At 38.9% G+C, this 16,809-nt stretch carries 14 protein-coding genes; 1 reads left to right on the forward strand and 13 read right to left on the reverse strand.

From position 1 onward, the window contains the following. Positions 1 to 117: 117 nt before the first annotated feature. The 13 genes from icd to DES38_RS09975 all read right to left on the reverse strand — a co-directional run bounded on the left by icd (position 118) and on the right by DES38_RS09975 (position 16,164). A complete protein-coding gene (gene icd / locus DES38_RS09915; protein WP_110251955.1) occupies positions 118 to 1,389 on the reverse strand; it encodes an NADP-dependent isocitrate dehydrogenase in 1,272 nt (423 codons plus the stop codon). 37 nt (positions 1,390 to 1,426) lie between these two features. Then, positions 1,427 to 2,548 (reverse strand): citrate synthase, encoded by a 1,122-nt coding sequence (gene citZ, locus DES38_RS09920; protein ID WP_211305858.1) that lies wholly within the window; start codon positions 2,546 to 2,548, stop codon positions 1,427 to 1,429. A gap of 21 nt (positions 2,549 to 2,569) precedes the next feature. Next, positions 2,570 to 3,037 carry a DUF441 domain-containing protein gene (locus DES38_RS09925; protein WP_110251957.1) on the reverse strand — a complete coding sequence of 156 codons (468 nt, stop codon included), beginning with the start codon at positions 3,035 to 3,037 and terminating at the stop codon, positions 2,570 to 2,572. A 250-nt stretch (positions 3,038 to 3,287) separates the two neighbouring features. After that, positions 3,288 to 3,680 (reverse strand): FxsA family protein, encoded by a 393-nt coding sequence (locus DES38_RS09930; RefSeq protein ID WP_110251958.1) that lies wholly within the window; start codon positions 3,678 to 3,680, stop codon positions 3,288 to 3,290. A gap of 100 nt (positions 3,681 to 3,780) precedes the next feature. Further along, entirely contained in the window at positions 3,781 to 5,544 is a 1,764-nt protein-coding gene (gene pyk, locus DES38_RS09935; protein ID WP_110251959.1) for a pyruvate kinase, read from the reverse strand. Positions 5,545 to 5,595: 51 nt separating this feature from the next. After that, complete coding sequence (gene pfkA / locus DES38_RS09940; RefSeq protein ID WP_110251960.1) at positions 5,596 to 6,555, reverse strand: 6-phosphofructokinase; 960 nt, start codon at positions 6,553 to 6,555, stop codon at positions 5,596 to 5,598. A gap of 199 nt (positions 6,556 to 6,754) precedes the next feature. After that, positions 6,755 to 7,708, reverse strand: coding sequence for an acetyl-CoA carboxylase carboxyltransferase subunit alpha (locus tag DES38_RS09945; RefSeq protein ID WP_110251961.1), 954 nt, complete (start codon positions 7,706 to 7,708; stop codon positions 6,755 to 6,757). Beyond that, a complete protein-coding gene (gene accD / locus DES38_RS09950; protein ID WP_110251962.1) occupies positions 7,705 to 8,568 on the reverse strand; it encodes an acetyl-CoA carboxylase, carboxyltransferase subunit beta in 864 nt (287 codons plus the stop codon). The genes DES38_RS09945 and accD overlap by 4 nt, the downstream gene beginning before the upstream one ends. 20 nt (positions 8,569 to 8,588) lie before the next feature. Continuing rightward, positions 8,589 to 9,188, reverse strand: coding sequence for a FadR/GntR family transcriptional regulator (locus DES38_RS09955; protein ID WP_110251963.1), 600 nt, complete (start codon positions 9,186 to 9,188; stop codon positions 8,589 to 8,591). Further along, complete coding sequence (locus tag DES38_RS09960; RefSeq protein ID WP_110251964.1) at positions 9,178 to 10,380, reverse strand: NAD(P)-dependent malic enzyme; 1,203 nt, start codon at positions 10,378 to 10,380, stop codon at positions 9,178 to 9,180. The genes DES38_RS09955 and DES38_RS09960 overlap by 11 nt, the downstream gene beginning before the upstream one ends. Positions 10,381 to 10,539: 159 nt before the next feature. Next, positions 10,540 to 13,842, reverse strand: coding sequence for a DNA polymerase III subunit alpha (locus tag DES38_RS09965; RefSeq protein WP_110251965.1), 3,303 nt, complete (start codon positions 13,840 to 13,842; stop codon positions 10,540 to 10,542). A 41-nt stretch (positions 13,843 to 13,883) separates the two neighbouring features. Next, positions 13,884 to 14,834: a DHH family phosphoesterase gene (locus DES38_RS09970; protein WP_211305859.1), complete on the reverse strand. Its 951-nt coding sequence runs from the start codon at positions 14,832 to 14,834 to the stop codon at positions 13,884 to 13,886. A 16-nt stretch (positions 14,835 to 14,850) separates the two neighbouring features. Beyond that, entirely contained in the window at positions 14,851 to 16,164 is a 1,314-nt protein-coding gene (locus DES38_RS09975; RefSeq protein ID WP_110251967.1) for a DRTGG domain-containing protein, read from the reverse strand. 175 nt (positions 16,165 to 16,339) lie between these two features. Between DES38_RS09975 and DES38_RS09980 the strand changes: the two genes are divergently transcribed. After that, positions 16,340 to 16,795, forward strand: a complete 456-nt coding sequence (locus DES38_RS09980) for a universal stress protein (RefSeq protein ID WP_110251968.1) — start codon at positions 16,340 to 16,342, stop codon at positions 16,793 to 16,795. Positions 16,796 to 16,809 lie beyond the last annotated feature (14 nt).

Below are 16,809 nucleotides of genomic sequence, written 5' to 3' on the forward strand. Positions count from 1 at the left end.
GCTGTCCATTTCTTATTTTTACGCATAAAAAACACTCCTAATAAAGTAGTAGAATTTTTATTATTTCTACTGTCTACTTTATTAGGAGCATATCACCCCCAGCTTATGTCTTATTCATTATGCCATGTTATTAATTAACGCATCAGCAAACTCACTAGTTTTAACTTCAGTCGCCCCATCCATTAAACGAGCGAAGTCATAAGTGACAACTTTAGAACCGATTGTTTTATCCATCGATTTCGTAATTAAGTCAGCCGCTTCTGTCCAACCTAAGTGTTCAAGCATTAACACACCTGACAAAATAACCGATGATGGATTCACCTTATCTAAACCAGCATATTTAGGTGCTGTTCCGTGTGTTGCTTCAAAAATTGCATGGCCTGTCTCATAATTAATGTTGGCACCCGGCGCTATACCGATTCCACCTACTTGTGCAGCAAGTGCATCAGAAATATAGTCACCATTTAAGTTCATTGTTGCGACAACATCAAATTCTTTAGGTCGAGTTAAAATTTGTTGTAAGAAGATGTCAGCAATCGCATCTTTTACAATAAGCTTTCCGGCATCTTCCGCAGCTTTTTGTGCCGCATCTGCTGCTTCTCTTCCTTTTTCTTCAGTGATTTCATCATAAGTTGCCCAAGTAAATACTTGATCTTTAAATTCTGAATCAGCTAATTCATACGCCCAGTTTTTAAAAGCGCCTTCCGTAAATTTCATAATGTTACCTTTATGAACAATCGTGACGCTCTTACGCCCTTCTTTGATTGCATATTCAATCGCAGCGCGTACAATACGTTTCGTTCCTTCTTCTGAAATTGGTTTCACACCGATTCCAGATGTTTCAGGGAAACGAATATTTTTGACACCCATTTCATTTTCTAAGAAATCAATTACTTTTTTAACCTCATCGGAACCTTTTTCCCACTCAATTCCCGCATAAATATCTTCCGTATTTTCACGGAAAATAACCATGTCAGTATCTTCAGGTCGTTTAACCGGTGAAGGTACACCATCAAAGTAACGAACGGGGCGCAGACACGTAAATAAATCTAATTTTTGACGTAACGCAACATTTAATGACCGAATTCCACCACCGATTGGTGTCGTAAGGGGGCCTTTGATTGCAATTTTATACTCCCGGATCGCATCAAGGGTTGCCTCAGGTAACCATTCTCCGGTTTCATTGAATGCTTTTTCTCCTGCTAACACTTCTTTCCAAACAATCGATTTTTCACCATTATATGCTTTTTTGACGGCAGCTTGTAACACGCGACTTGCTGCGTTCCAAATATCAGGACCTGTACCGTCTCCTTCAATATAAGGAATAATTGCGTTGTTCGGTGCGATTACTTGACCATTCTCTACTGTAATTTTCTCTCCATTTGCCATTTTAAAATCCTCCTGTAATTTAGTATATAAGAAACGTTTAAGAACGTTCTTTAATAGGTTGATAGACTTGATTTTCCGGTCCGACATACTCAGCACGCGGACGAATCAGGCGATTGTTTTTATACTGTTCCAAAATATGCGCAATCCATCCAGACGTTCGACTCATCGCAAAGATCGGTGTAAACAAATCGTGGTCAATCCCGAGCATATGATAGACAGATGCGGAATAGAAATCAACATTCGCCGGCAATCCTTTTTCTTTCTTGACGTAATCTTCAATCTTCTCAGATATTAAATACCATTTTTCTTGACCCTTTTCTTTGGTCAACTGTTTAGACATTTCTTTCAGATGTTTTGCCCGTGGATCACCGGTTTTATAGACACGATGACCCATTCCCATAATCTTTTCTTTCTGATTAATTTTATCTTGAACATAAGGAATCGCCTGCTCTACTTCCTTAATTTCCATCAGCATATTAATAACCTGTTCATTTGCTCCACCATGCAGCGGCCCTTTTAAAGCGCTAATCGCAGCTGTCACACCCGAATATAAATCGGACAAGGTTGCAACACACACGCGTGCTGTAAACGTTGAGGCATTTAATTCATGATCAGCATGTAAGACTAACGCTTTATTAAATGCTTCAACTTCCAGTGCATCAACCGGTTTTCCTTTTAACATATGTAAAAAGTTCTCAGCATAACTGACATCACGCTTTGCAGCTATCGGTTCTTTACCTTCTCTTAGGCGTGAAAAAGCCGCAATTAATGGTGCGATTTTTGCTTGTAAGCGTAGTGCTTCACGCTCATTCACATCTTCAGATACTTCTTGATTCGCATCATCGTCATATAAGCCTAACATCGACACCGCTGTCCGTAATATTGACATCGGGTGTGCTCGTTGTAAATTAAGGCCACGTAGTTGTTCGATTAATGCCTCTGGTAAAAACATTTCATCAAATAATGCTTGTTTGAATGATTCTAATTCTATTTCATTCGGTAATTTTTTATACCAAAGCAGATAAATAACTTCCTCAAATTCAGCTTTTTCAGCTAACTCATCGATGGAATAACCAACATAGCTTAACTGATCATCTGACAAAGCAGTAATGTCTGTTTCAGCAACAATAACCCCTTCTAACCCTTTAGATGTAGACATGGCCATCCTCCTTTACTTCCTTTATAACGCAATAAAAAAATCAACAATGCGCATAACCATATAAGCAATTCCTGCACCTATTAATGGACCCACTGCTACGCCTTGTAAGAAGACAACAGCTAAAATGGTCCCCATCACAAGCGCTGTGGTTAAGTGCGGATCATTTGCTAATAAATCTAAACCACCTCGAGCAACAATAGCAACAAACATCCCTGCTCCTAGTGCTATCCATCCATAATAAGTCTTTACACTTTCCAATAATTCTTTAAATCCAATTTCTCCAGTCGCAATCGGGATCATCACCGATAGCGTGATAATTGTTACCCCGATCGACATCCCTTTAGCTTGAATCATTGGAAACAATTTATCATCCAGTCTAAGAATTTGTAACCCTAATAAAATATAGACGGTAATAATAATTGCTTGATTCTTACCGAAGTAACCGAGCAATAATAAAATAATCAAAAATAGTGTTGATTGATTAAACATAAAAATAATCTCCTTGATCACCGAACACTGAGCATACAAATGAACATATCGCAATTATCGATGAATATTTGCCGTTTAATCTTATCATAAATACGTAAAAAAATACAGCCTCATTCGTTTATCGTTGACACAATAATGAAAATTCAGATAACTCACAGTGAAAAAACAGCTATTACTTTTAGTAATCAAACAGAAGCGAATCAACAATTGCATGATCCATTAATCTGGATAAAGAATGTCCTGATTGTGTTTAACGTCGGACGTATATCACTTGACCGTTTTTTATCATTCGCTGAAAAATTGCTTTGATACTATTTTTGAGTGGTCGCCGCGTGAATGGGATAAGCAATAAGAAACCAATTAAATCGGTAATAAACCCTGGGGTCAGAAGGACAATTCCACCAATTAAAATACAAATCCCGTCAAAGATTGCTTCACTAGGAATTTGCCCTTGTTGCATACTTAAATTCGCGCGTTGCAAGGTTTCAGTTCCTTGTTGTTTTGCGAGGGTTGCACCAATTAGACCGGTTAAAATAATTAAACCAACTACTGACCAGCCACCAATCAGTTGCCCTGCCCAGATGATAATGCCCAGTTCTAATGCAGGCATAATAAGTAACGCCAAAAAAATCCATTTAAACATATTTGTGTATCTCCTTTGATTAACGTAGTAAAATGATAAATTAAAAAGAAGGGACAATGTCCCTTCTTGATTATAACAGATTTATTATTCTATTTCATAATTAAAGGATGCTTGCGCGCCCAGCGTAGATATCACCTTTTTTAGCATCGATTGTGATTTCTTTACCTTCTTCAATAACTTCCATTGCATTGTCTACACCTACGATTACAGGAACCCCAAGATCTAAACCGACAACAGCCGCATGTGAAGTTAAACCACCTTCAACAGTAATAATCCCACTTACTTTTTCAAGTGCTGGCATCATATCTTTGTCTGTACCGATAGTAATAAGGATATCTCCACCTTTTACTTTAGCATTTGCTTCTTCTGCATTTTTAGCAAAAACCGTACGTCCAATGGTTGAGCCTTTGCCAACACCTTGTCCACTTGTTAATACATCACCAATGATGTGTACTTTCATCATGTTTGTTGTACCACGTTCACCAACAGGCACACCTGCAGTAATAATCACACGGTCACCACGGTTGAAGCAATTTGTTGCTAAACCACGTTCAATCGCAAGATCTAGTACTTCATCAGTTGTGTATGCAAGTTCACCAGTGATTGCACGAACACCCCATGATAATGAAAGACGACGACTTACTTTTTCATCAAAAGTGATCGCAATAATTGGCGCTTTTGGACGGTATTTAGAAATCATACGCGCCGTTGCACCACTTACAGTTGGTGTAAGAATTGCATCAACATCAAGGTTCATCGCTGTATGATTAACTGATTGACTGATCGCATCAGTCATTGTCATTTCGCTAATTTTCGAACGATTATCTAAGATTTCTTTGTGATCAAGTACTGATTCTGTTTTCAACGCAATGCGGTGCATCGTTTGAACAGATTCTACTGGATAGTCACCAGCTGCTGTCTCACCTGAAAGCATGATTGCATCTGTACCATCTAGAATAGCGTTAGCAACATCTGATGCTTCTGCACGCGTTGGGCGTGGGTTACGTTGCATAGAATCTAACATTTGTGTTGCCGTAATAACTGGTTTAGCTGCTCTATTACATTTTTTAATCATGTCTTTTTGAACAACTGGGACATCTTCAGGTGGAATTTCTACCCCTAAATCACCACGTGCAACCATTAAACCGTCAGCAACTTGTAAAATAGCATCTAAGTTGTCAACACCTTCTTGGTTTTCAATTTTAGGAATGATTTGAATGTCTTTCCCGCCATTGTTATCTAAATGTTCGCGGATTGATAGAACATCAGCAGCGCGGCGAATAAATGATGCCGCCACAAAGTCAACACCTTGCTCAACACCAAAAAGAATATCTTTGGCATCTTTATCAGTCATACCTGGCAAGTTAACACTTACGTTCGGTACGTTTACACCTTTTTTGTTTTTAAGCACACCTGAGTTTAATGCTTTAGTTTTTAATTCTTTTGCTTCATTTAGCATTTCTACAACTTCTAATTCAATAAGCCCATCATCAAGCAGGATTTTTGATCCAACATGCACATCTTCAATAAGCTGCGGGTAAGTGACCGCGAATTTATCAGTTGTACCTAAGACTGTCTCATCCATTGAAATATTAATAAATTGTCCTTTAACAATATCAACTTGACCATCTTTCATTGTACCTGTACGAATCTCAGGTCCTTTTGTATCGAGTAAAATCGCAACTGTTTTACCTAATTTCTCAGCTGCTGCACGGATTGTTTTAATACGGTTCCCGTGTTCTTCAAAGTCACCGTGTGAAAAATTCAGACGCGCGACGTTCATTCCTGCCTCAATCAGTTGCTCTAACTTTTCCGGTGATTCTGATGCAGGTCCAATTGTACATACAATTTTTGTTCTTCTCATTCGATAATTTCCTCCTTAAAATTTTTAAGCACTTTTATCTATTTTTTAAAATTAGATAGATAGTTCATTCATTAATTGATACAAACTCATATCTAGTTTATGAGGTTGTTTTAAAATATCAATAATATCATGGTGTACCAATTCGTTATTTTGAATACCAACCATTAATCCACCTTGACCTTCAAGCAATAAATCAACAGCTTTACCAGCTAATCGACTCGCTAACACACGATCTGAAGCAGTCGGTCGACCCCCGCGTTGGATGTGACCTAGAACCGTTACACGCGTCTCAAACCTTGTTGATTCCTCAATCCGTTTGCCGTAATCCATCCCATTACCTACGCCTTCAGCTAAGATAATGATACTATGTTTTTTGCCACGTTCTGACCCGCGTTTCAAGCGGTCGACCACGTTTTCAAATGGCTCGTCCTTTTCTGGAATGACAACGGTTTCTGCACCATTGGCAAGTCCAGCCCATAAGGCTAAGTCACCAGCATCTCGACCCATTACTTCTATCACGTATGTACGCTCATGAGAAGTTGCAGTATCTCTGATTTTATCAATCGCTTCGACAATTGTGTTTAAAGCTGTATCAAACCCAATTGTGTAATCCGTACCTGGGATGTCATTATCAATTGTACCAGGAACTCCGATACAAGGGAAACCTTTTGCAGTTAATTTTGCGGCACCTTGAAATGATCCATCACCACCGATGACAATAAGTCCATCGATCTCGAATTTTTTCAGTTGTTCAATCCCTTTGTTCTGTCCTTCATCCGTCTTGAATTCTTCGCAGCGTGCAGAATATAGCATGGTTCCACCACGTTGAATCATATCACCAACGCTGCCCAGTTCCATCTTTTCAATTTTTCCTTCCATCAAGCCTTGAAAGCCATTATAAATACCAAACACTTCAAGATCATGATAAATCCCTTTTCGCACAACAGCACGAACGGCAGCGTTCATTCCTGGAGCGTCGCCTCCACTTGTTAAAACACCAATTCTTTTCATGCTTTCACCTCTATCACTTTCTGTCTCTTTTAAAAACCATTTCAGTATAACATAAAAGATACACTAATATAATTTCACTTAAGATTATACATGAAAGCGCAAAAAATCTCACCCCTAAATCAATAGATTTAGGGGTCGTTTTAAAGATATTTTAATTATTTAACAAAGTTTTTACCATTTGTGCGAATATTCATAATCATCATTCAGTAAATCCACCTAAATTATTGTATTTGTTCCATCTGTTGTCAATTAATGTCTGCTTGTCAATTTTACGCAAACGGTTAAAAGTACTTTCTAAGTAAGCGTCCAAATAGGCTGCTTGCATTGACAAATCACGATGGGCTCCACCCTTAACTTCAGGAATAATTTCATCAATTATTTTAAGCGCCTTTAAATCTTTTGCCGTGATTTTTAGTGAGGTTGCAGCTTTTTCAGCAAGCGCCGCATCTTTCCAAAGAATACTTGCGGCTCCTTCAGGTGAAATCACTGAATACGTCGCATTTTCTAACATTTGAACAGAGTCAGCAAGACCAATACCTAACGCTCCCCCGCTTCCACCTTCACCGATTACAATCGCAATAATTGGCACCGTTAAATCAGTCATTTCTAGTAAATTACGAGCAATTGCCTCGCCTTGCCCTCGTTCTTCAGCACCCTTTCCTGGATGTGCACCTTTTGTGTCAATTAAACTAATGATGGGTCGATTGAATTTTTCTGCAAGCTTCATTTGTCTTAACGCTTTTCGGTAACCTTCTGGATGAGGACTAGCAAAATTCCGAAACAGATTATCCTTCGTGTTTTTTCCACGTTGTTGGGCGATAATTGTAACCGGTACACCTTTATATTTTGCGATACCAGAGACAATTGCCGGATCATCACGATAAAGGCGGTCGCCATGTAGCTCAACAAACGAGGTGAATAATTCTCCAATATAATCTAGTGCTGTTGGGCGATCCGGATGTCGCGCGATTTGGACGCGATCCCACGTTGTTAAGGAATGATAGATATCAAGCTCTAACTTCTTTAAACGACTTTCCATCCGACTAATTTCGGCATCTAACTCTAATTCACTGCCGGCAGCCATCTTCTTTAATTCAGCAATTTTATCTTTCAGTTCGTGGATTGGTTTTTCAAATGACAATACTTGTCTCATGATTCTGTCACCTCCGCGCTATGAAGATCTAAGACAGTTGTCAACAAATTTTTTAGTTCATGACGATGAACGACACGATCCACTTGTCCGTGTTCTAACTGAAACTCAGCCGTTTGAAAATCTTCAGGTAATGTTTCACGAATGGTCTGTTCAATAATTCTTCGACCCGCAAAACCGATTAAAGCTTTTGGCTCAGCAAAATGATAATCGCCGATTGAAGCAAAACTTGCGGTAACGCCTCCCGTTGTTGGATGGGTAAATACATTAATTAAACAGCCACCACTGTTACTAAATCGTTTTACAGCCATTGATGTTTTCGCCATCTGCATCAAACTAAGCATACCTTCTTGCATTCTTGCGCCACCAGAAGCAGTGAAAATAATAACAGGCAATAATTCCGTACGCGCCGTTTCTAAGGTTCGTGCAATTTTCTCTCCAGCAACAGCCCCCATACTTGCCATGCGAAAGCGCGTATCCATCACAACAATGGCCGCAGAATAACCGTTTATTGTTGCTCGTCCAGCTACCACTGCATCTTTGAGTCCAGTTTTTTCACGATCACTGACTAGCTTTTCTTGGTAATCAGGAAATTCAAGTGGATCTGTTGAGATAAGCGTTTCAAACCACTCCTCAAAGCTATCATCATCTACCGTTGCATCGATTCGCTCGTAAGCTGACATAATGTGGTGCGTTCCACAGTTAGGACAAACTTTCAATTGCTGGCGCCATTCTTTCTCATAATATATTTTTCCACAATGCTTACATTTTTCAACTAATCCCTCAGGAATCTCTTGTTTAGCCTTTTCCGTTGGAATTTGTGCATATTTCTTTTTTTTCTTAAAGATTGTTTTTAATGACATGCATACTCCCCCTATATCAACTACATATCTTCTTTACTCGATAAGTTTTTCACAGTTACACTTATTTGATCAAACCTCTCAAACAATTGTTTCACTTCTGATTCTTTATTGTCTTCATTTAACGTTAGTCTAAAAGCATATAATAAATACCAAATTTTCGCCAGTAGTTCATTGTTAATGTGTTTAATAATCACTTGAAAGGTTTGTTTATAGCCCCTTTTTTTCCAGTAATTAACTTGGTGGCCCGACCACTCAGCAGTGATTGACTGTTGATAATGTGTCGCCCCTTCAAATAAAATCGCCTGTTCAATTAAACTAAGCGTGTGCGCTAAATCTTTTTTTGTTGCTGGGTCTTGAAAAATGAACGTGGATAACAATGATAACGTTTGATACGATTGATAGGGACGTAAAAACGTCCCTTCTCCGCGTCTTGTTTCAATCATACCGAGTAACTCTATCGCTCTAAGACCTTCCCGAATGGTTGAACGGCTGACTTGCAGTTCTTCAGCCATTTCTCGTTCTGACGGTAAGCGATCGCCTGGTTTTAAATGATCTCGCTCAATATAATTCTTAATTTTTTCCAGCACATTTTCATATGCTTTATTCTGTTTAGTTGTCATGCACGACCGGCCCCTTAATTCTGCTAACTCCACTGTCAACAGCAGCTTGTGCCACAGCCTGAGATACACGTTCAGCTACACGCGCATCAAATGGATCAGGAATCACATAATCATCTGTTAGTTCATTCGGTTTAATAATGTTTGCGATAGCATGTACGGCTGCCACTTTCATTTCCTCATTAATATCTGAAGCACGTACCGATAATGCGCCTTTAAAAATCCCTGGGAAAGCTAAAACATTGTTAACTTGATTTGGATAATCACTTCGTCCCGTACCAATAACTCGAGCTCCTGCTTCTTTTGCAAGCGCTGGTTTGATTTCTGGATCGGGATTGGCCATTGCGAAAATGATAGGGTCTTTCCGCATACTACGCACCATTTCATGACTTAACAAGTCTTTTAGTGATACCCCAATAAAAACATCAGTATCTTTGATAACATCGGCTAATGCTCCCTGTTGATTATCTTGGTTTGTGTAAGCCAATACGTCTTTTTTTGTTTGATTCATCCCTTCTTGGCGACCAGAATAAATCGCACCTTTAGAATCACATAAAATCATATCTTTGACACCAAAGCTATTTAAGAGTTTTACAATCGCAATGCCTGCAGCACCTGCGCCGTTAATAACGACTTTAATCTCATTAAAGCTTTTGTCCACCAATTTTAATGCATTCACTAATCCAGCCAGAGTTACGATTGCCGTTCCGTGTTGATCGTCATGAAAGACAGGTATATCTAGCTTTTCTTTTAACGCTTGTTCAATAATAAAGCATTCTGGTGCTTTAATATCTTCTAAATTAATCCCGCCAAAGGTTGGCGCCATTAACGTCACTGTTTCGATAATTTTATCACCATCAGTTGTGTCTAAACAAATTGGAAATGCGTCAACATTTGCAAAGTTTTTAAAGAGTACGGCCTTGCCCTCCATCACCGGCAAGGCCGCATCTGCTCCGATAGCCCCTAAGCCCAATACTGCCGTCCCGTTTGTGACAACACCAACCATGTTTCCTTTCATCGTATATGTATAAGCTTCGTCTTTATTTTCTTCTATTTTAAGACATGGCTCTGCTACCCCTGGTGAGTATGCGAGACTTAAGTCTTCACTATTTTCAACTTTAACTTTCGCCTCAACGGCAAGCTTCCCTTGATTATCTTTATGCATTTTTAACGCCTTCGCTTTAAGGTTTGTCATATTGATCTACCTCTCTATTTTTATTGGTCTGGCCACTCGTACTTTTTATCTTACATCAAATTAGTACCTGGTGTAAACAACAAGCCGTTTTTTTAGAAAAAAACGGAACATATGAATGAGGTCAAATTACATATAAAAAGGCAACTACATTTTTTGTAGTTACCCTTTTTCACGTTTCTCTTTATAAACAACATGTTCCTTTCCAAAGCGTTCAGTCAATCGCTTAATTGATTGATAATCTTTAACCAAATAAAATGCTTCAGATAACGCATATAATCGCTCAAATGGTTCATGATAAAGTTTAACTGGTGTCGGACCGGGATGGTCTTTTGCAATTTCTTCTAGAGCCTGGATAGCTCCATCCAAATCATCACCAGAAAATTTTACATAGATGACGCCTTCCGCCTCGAAGGTTTTAATTTTTTCAAAATTTAATGGTGTTGCTTCTTCAACGATAAGCTGTAGTTTCCCTTGTCTATCTTCCACACGTACCTGACAATCCACAAAGACTTGTTCCTCAAACCATGGTTTGATGTTGCGCAGTACATCGGGGAAGATGACACCATCTATTTCTAAATCTTCATCATTAAAAACAACAAACGCCATCGATTCTCCTCGTTTTGTTCGAATCACTCGCATTTCTTGCACAAAACCTGCAAAGCGATAGCTGCGTTTGGATCCCTGTTGTTTTTCTAGAGAAAAAATCTTCAAATACCCTGCACGCCTTAATTGCGTACGATTCATTTTCAGTGGGTGATCGTTCAAATAAACACCTAAAAGTTCTTTTTCATACTGTAGTTTCTCCATCTGTTCAAACGGCTCAACCGCTTCATATTGACCATCCATTTGTAAACCATCCATTAAATCTAGAAAGTCTTCGTCCATATCACCAAATAATTCTCCTTGTTCCATCGCTGTGTCTATAGTAGCAAGGACAGAAGCCCGTTCAACTCCGTAAATATCGAAACAACCCGCAAGTACGAGCGTTTGAATCATCTTACGATTGACAACTTTCAAGGGCACACGTAAACAAAAATCAAATAAGCTTTGAAACGGTCCTGCTTTTCTCGTTTCAAGAATGCTTTTAACAACAGGATAACCGATGCCTTTTATTGTACCAAGTCCCATACGGATCCCCTCTGCCTCAACCTTAAATCCATAAAAACTTTGGTTAATGTTAGGACGATAAAGTGTTAACTGATTGAGGCGTAACTCTCTAAAATAGTGATGGATTTTATCAGCTTGACCTGTAACACTATTTAATAGTTCCGCATAAAAATACAATGGATAATTCGCTTTTAAATAAGCCAATTGATATGAAATCAAACTGTAGCTGACCGCATGTGATCGATTAAATCCATAATTGGCAAAACGAGTAATCCATGAAAATAATTCTTCGATTGTGGCGTTATCGTAGCCTTTTGCTAAGCACCCTTCAACAAACCAGGCTTTAACTTCATCAAGGTCTGTTTTATTTTTCTTGCTGATTGCTCGTCGCAAAATATCGGCTTTTCCTAAGCTAAGTCCAGCAAATTGATGAGCAATTTGCATGATTTGCTCTTGGTACACCAAGACGCCATGTGTTGGTTTTAAGATAGTTGCTAAGTCAGGATGGAGATATTCTACCGGTGCTTCATGGTGCTTACGTTTAACGTAAGTATCAATAAAATCCATCGGACCCGGACGATACAATGCATTAACTGCAACAATATCTTCAAATACTGTTGGTTTTAAGTTTCGCAAGACTTCACGCATCCCTTTTGATTCTAACTGAAACACCCCTGACGTATCACCAGTTTGCAATAGTTTAAAAGTCAACAGGTCATCAAGTGGTAGGTTATCGATATCAAACTGAGCTGCTTCTCGCTGAATTTGTTTCGTAATGCGTTCAATAATGGTTAAGTTTCGCAGACCTAAAAAATCCATTTTGAGAAGACCTATTTTTTCTAAGTCCCCCATTGGGTACTGTGTGAGTGTATGTCCTTGACCATCAGTTGTAAGCGGCACCGTTTCAATCAGCGCCTCATCATGCATCACAACCCCTGCGGCGTGTGTGGATAAATTACGTGGTAAGTCTTCTAACGTTCTTGCTACACGAAAAAATCCTGGTAATGTTTCTGATTTTTTTATATAACTTATCAGTGCATCCGATTGCTTGACAGCTTCGACGAGCGATTGTTGCTGTGTGGCAGGTAACTGACGGAGAATATAATTTAATTCATGATCACTAATTGGGTACACTTTTGCTAATTCGCGGATAATCGAGCGCACTTTAAAGGTGCCAAAGGTAGCGATTTGTGCCACATGCGCCTTACCATACTTCTCTTTCACATAGTCAATCACTTCTTCGCGACGATAATCCGTAAAATCAATATCAATATCCGGCATCGTCACGCGTTCTGGATTTAAAAAACGCTCAAATAACAAATCATACTTTAAAGGATCTACTGTCGTGATGCCTAATAAGAAGCTTACAATTGAGCCGGCTGCCGATCCCCGCCCGGGTCCAACTCGTATCCCTTGCTCTTTGGCGAAGCGGACAAAATCAAAGACAATTAAAAAATAATCACTAAATCCCATATTTTCAATAATCGATAACTCATGCGCTAAACGAGCGCTTGCCTTTTGGTTAGTACCGTAGTAATTTGTAAGGGCCTCACTTGTGAGTTCCTTTAAGTAAGCTTGTGGTGAGGTCCCACTTGGAAGTGGATAGCGAGGCAGTCGCTGTACTGATTGATCAAGATTAACATTAATATCTTGAACAAACGCCACCGTTTGCGCTAATAACGCTTCACTCGCTTCAAAATGCACCCGTGCTTCTTCAGTCGTAAAGAAGTGATGCGGATAATCTTCATTTATGGGTCGCTGATCAATTGCTTTATTCATTTTCATTAAATAGCTCAACGCTTCATGCTCTTCCGCTTCTAAATAACGGACATCACCGATTGCAATAGAAACATCTTGAAGGGTATTAAACGCTTGATAGACAGCTTGCCTGTGTGGCGTAATCCCACACAACACACCCTCTGGCAATAGCGCTAGGTGATCCACAAGCAATTGTTCATCCACCGTCATCTCTTCACCAAAACCATCGAGTGGCAAAATTATTTTTAATCCTGAATGAGCTGCATGCAATTGTTCTAATTCAAGTGGCTCTTCATTCAATTGGTAGCTTGAACTTAAATTCATCAATTGACGATACCCTTGGTTATTTTTCGCATACAACAACAGTTCAACACGTGATTCTTTTATTTTAATTGGTAGACTTAGGCCAATAATTGGCTGTATATGTTTAGCATGACATAGTTGATAAAATTGATACGCCGCATGCATGTTACCACGATCAGTTAATGCGATTGCTTTCATGCCTAATTGTTGTGCTTTATTAATCAAGTATTCGAGTTTAACCGTACTTTGCATAAAACTGTATCCACTCGTTACTCTTAAATGGGTAAACGCCAAAAAATCACCACCTTAACTATTAAAAAGGATAGCAGATGTTGCTATCCCTTTTTATTTTCGTTGTTATGAGCACGACAAATATCATCAAGGTCTTTGATAAGCTGATCAGCTTCTTCCCAGCTCATCACTGTTGCTCCTGAAGCTAATGGATGACCACCACCTCGATATTTCGCAGCTAATTGATTAATCACTGGCCCTTTTGATCTAAGTCTAACTCGAATCTTATCGTCTTCTTCAACAAAAATAGCCCAGCATCTGATCCCTTTAATATCACCATACGCACCGACAAGCGCGCTGGTTTGTTCAGATGTAATATCATAGGCAGCTAAAACATCTTTCGTTAAACGTACATTTGTCGATCCTTCAGAAGAAATATTGATTTGATCGAGTAAGTACCCTTTTAATCGTGCTATCTTCGGATCTACTTCATACATTTGATTGTAGAGGGCGGTCCGGTCAAAGTGATGCTTTGCTAAGGCTGCTGCCACAGCGAAGGTTTGATCTGTTGTGCTCGGATATAAAAAACGACCGGTATCGCCTACAATGCCTGCATACAAAAGTCTAGCTGCTTCATCCGTTATCGTTAAGCTTTCTTCTTTTGCTAATCGATAAATCATTTCTGAGGTTGAGCTCGCTTTAGTGTCTACCCAACTCACATGCCCATAGTCATCAACAATCGGATGATGGTCAATTTTCACCAGTATCTGCCCTTCTGAGAAGCGTTTATCATCAATCCGTGGCTGGTTGGCTGTATCACAGACGACAACGGCTGCCAGTTCGTAACTTGCATCGTCTACAGTATCCATGGCTTTTAAGAAAGTTAATGACTCTTCATTATAGCCGGTGATAAGTATTTTCTTATCTGGAAAGCTTGCTGTTAAAATCGCAGCTAATCCTGCCTGGGACCCAATCGCATCTGGGTCGGGACGTTCATGACGATGAATAATAATCGTCGGGTGTTTTTTTAAAGTTTCAATAATTTGTTTAGTGATTTGCATAGTGTCTCCTTTAATAACGATCGATTAACTGACCGATTAATATTGCCTTTCCAACGATATCTTTCTCATGATACAGTTCTATATCTATTTTAACTGATTTCCGGCCAATTTCTAATATCTTGGGATGAATCGTCAACATGTTTTCGATTTGAACAGGCTTGATAAAATAGACCGAAATCGTCTCAACGACTAAGTCACCTTTTTTCATGTTTGTCATCATTCGACTACTTACTTCTGTAATAAATGACACAAATACGCCATTGGATAGTGTACCTAGGGCGTTTGTCATTTGCGGTGATACTTTCGAACTATAGACATATTGGGTACCATCTTTTTCTACCGAAAGTTCACTTGTCACAATATCGTCTATCGTTTCACCAACTTGAGGCTGACGGTTAACATTTTGTAGCGCCTTTAATACATCTTGACGTGAAATCAGACCGATTAAGCGTTGATTGTTATCAACCACAGGGACAATCTCAATACCTTCCCAGACCATCATATGCGCCGCATAAGCCAGAGATGTTTCTTTAACGACTGTTAGCGGATTTTTAGTCATAATTTTATCAACTGTTAAGCCATCACTTTTTCCAATCACATCTTTTGAGGTAACAATGCCTACAACGCGCATTTGATCGTCGACAACAGGATAGCGCGAATGAGTTGTTTGATCTTTTAAATGATACCACTTTTGGAGGGGATCTGTCCGATTTAAGTAATGCGTTTTCTCATAAGCGGTATAAATATCACCGACTAATACAATTTCTTTTTTGATTAATTGATCATAAATCGCTCGGTTTATCATGGCTGCAACAGTGAATGTATCATAACTGGTTGAAATGATTGGAAGTTTTAATTCATCTGCTAATCGCTTAATGTCATCATCTGTATCAAAACCACCGGTGATTAATACAGCAGCCCCTTCTTCCAAGGCCAATCGATGTGCTTCAACCCGGTTTCCGATGATTAGGAGGGAGTCTTTTTCTAAATAGCGCATCATTGCATCAGTTTTCATCGCACCAATGACAAATTTATGTAACGTTTTGTATAACCCCTCACGACCACCTAATACTTGACCATCAACAATACCAATAATTTCTGCGAAGGTTAAATGCTCAAAGTTTTCTTTTTTCTTCTGTTCAATCCGAATTGTTCCAACACGCTCGATTGTACTTACAAGTCCTTGGTTCTCAGCTTCTTTTATTGCACGATACGCGGTTCCTTCACTCACATTTAAATCTTTTGCTATTTGTCGTACCGAAATTTTATTTCCAACTTTTAACGTTTCTATATGCATCAGTATTTGTTCGTGTTTCGTTGCCAAGGTTGCCTCACCTTACTTTCTCATCTGTACTATTTTTTTAATCTCTAGTGTTATTATACAGTTCTTACCGACCTGGTGCAATTTAGACAAAAAAATATAAAAATGGTGACAGTTAGGTTTAGTTATTTTAAAAGAGTGGAATAGGACACTATATTAATCGTTAGGAGTGATTTATATGCCAGCAGAAGAATATAAACGAATAGTTATTGCCGTTGATGGTTCACAAGCTTCCTTGAAGGCCTTTAAAAAAGCTGTTCAAGTTGCTAAAAGAAATGATGGAGATTTAATCATTGCTCATGTTGTTGATACAAAAACGATTTCAACCGCTGAGACTTATGATCAATCAATGATAAATCGGTCAGAAACTTACGCATCTAAATTATTAAATGATTATAAGACACAGGCTGAAGAATCAGGTGTACGAAAAGTCGAAACACATATTGACTATGGTTCTCCAAAAGTACGCATTCCTAAATACGTGGCAAAATCTTTTAATGCAGATTTAATCATGTGTGGTGCAACCGGCTTAAATGCTGTTGAACGCTTCTTAATTGGTAGTGTGTCTGAGAACATTGTGCGTTATGCACCATGTGATGTATTAGTTGTTCGTACCGAAGATGATGAAGACTAACATTTTTCATTTTT

This window comes from Streptohalobacillus salinus (assembly GCF_003201605.1).
GTDB lineage: Bacteria > Bacillota > Bacilli > Bacillales > Amphibacillaceae > Streptohalobacillus > Streptohalobacillus salinus.

Coding starts and splice junctions, on each gene's coding strand:
- DES38_RS09980 (WP_110251968.1), top strand. CDS start 16,340: ATGCCAGCAGAAGAATATAAACGAATAGTTATTGCCGTTGATGGTTCA.
- DES38_RS09960 (WP_110251964.1), bottom strand. CDS start 10,380: ATGACAAACCTTAAAGCGAAGGCGTTAAAAATGCATAAAGATAATCAA.
- DES38_RS09925 (WP_110251957.1), bottom strand. CDS start 3,037: ATGTTTAATCAATCAACACTATTTTTGATTATTTTATTATTGCTCGGT.
- DES38_RS09930 (WP_110251958.1), bottom strand. CDS start 3,680: ATGTTTAAATGGATTTTTTTGGCGTTACTTATTATGCCTGCATTAGAA.
- icd (WP_110251955.1), bottom strand. CDS start 1,389: ATGGCAAATGGAGAGAAAATTACAGTAGAGAATGGTCAAGTAATCGCA.
- accD (WP_110251962.1), bottom strand. CDS start 8,568: ATGTCATTAAAAACAATCTTTAAGAAAAAAAAGAAATATGCACAAATT.
- pyk (WP_110251959.1), bottom strand. CDS start 5,544: ATGAGAAGAACAAAAATTGTATGTACAATTGGACCTGCATCAGAATCA.
- DES38_RS09955 (WP_110251963.1), bottom strand. CDS start 9,188: ATGACAACTAAACAGAATAAAGCATATGAAAATGTGCTGGAAAAAATT.
- DES38_RS09945 (WP_110251961.1), bottom strand. CDS start 7,708: ATGAGACAAGTATTGTCATTTGAAAAACCAATCCACGAACTGAAAGAT.
- citZ (WP_211305858.1), bottom strand. CDS start 2,548: ATGTCTACATCTAAAGGGTTAGAAGGGGTTATTGTTGCTGAAACAGAC.
- pfkA (WP_110251960.1), bottom strand. CDS start 6,555: ATGAAAAGAATTGGTGTTTTAACAAGTGGAGGCGACGCTCCAGGAATG.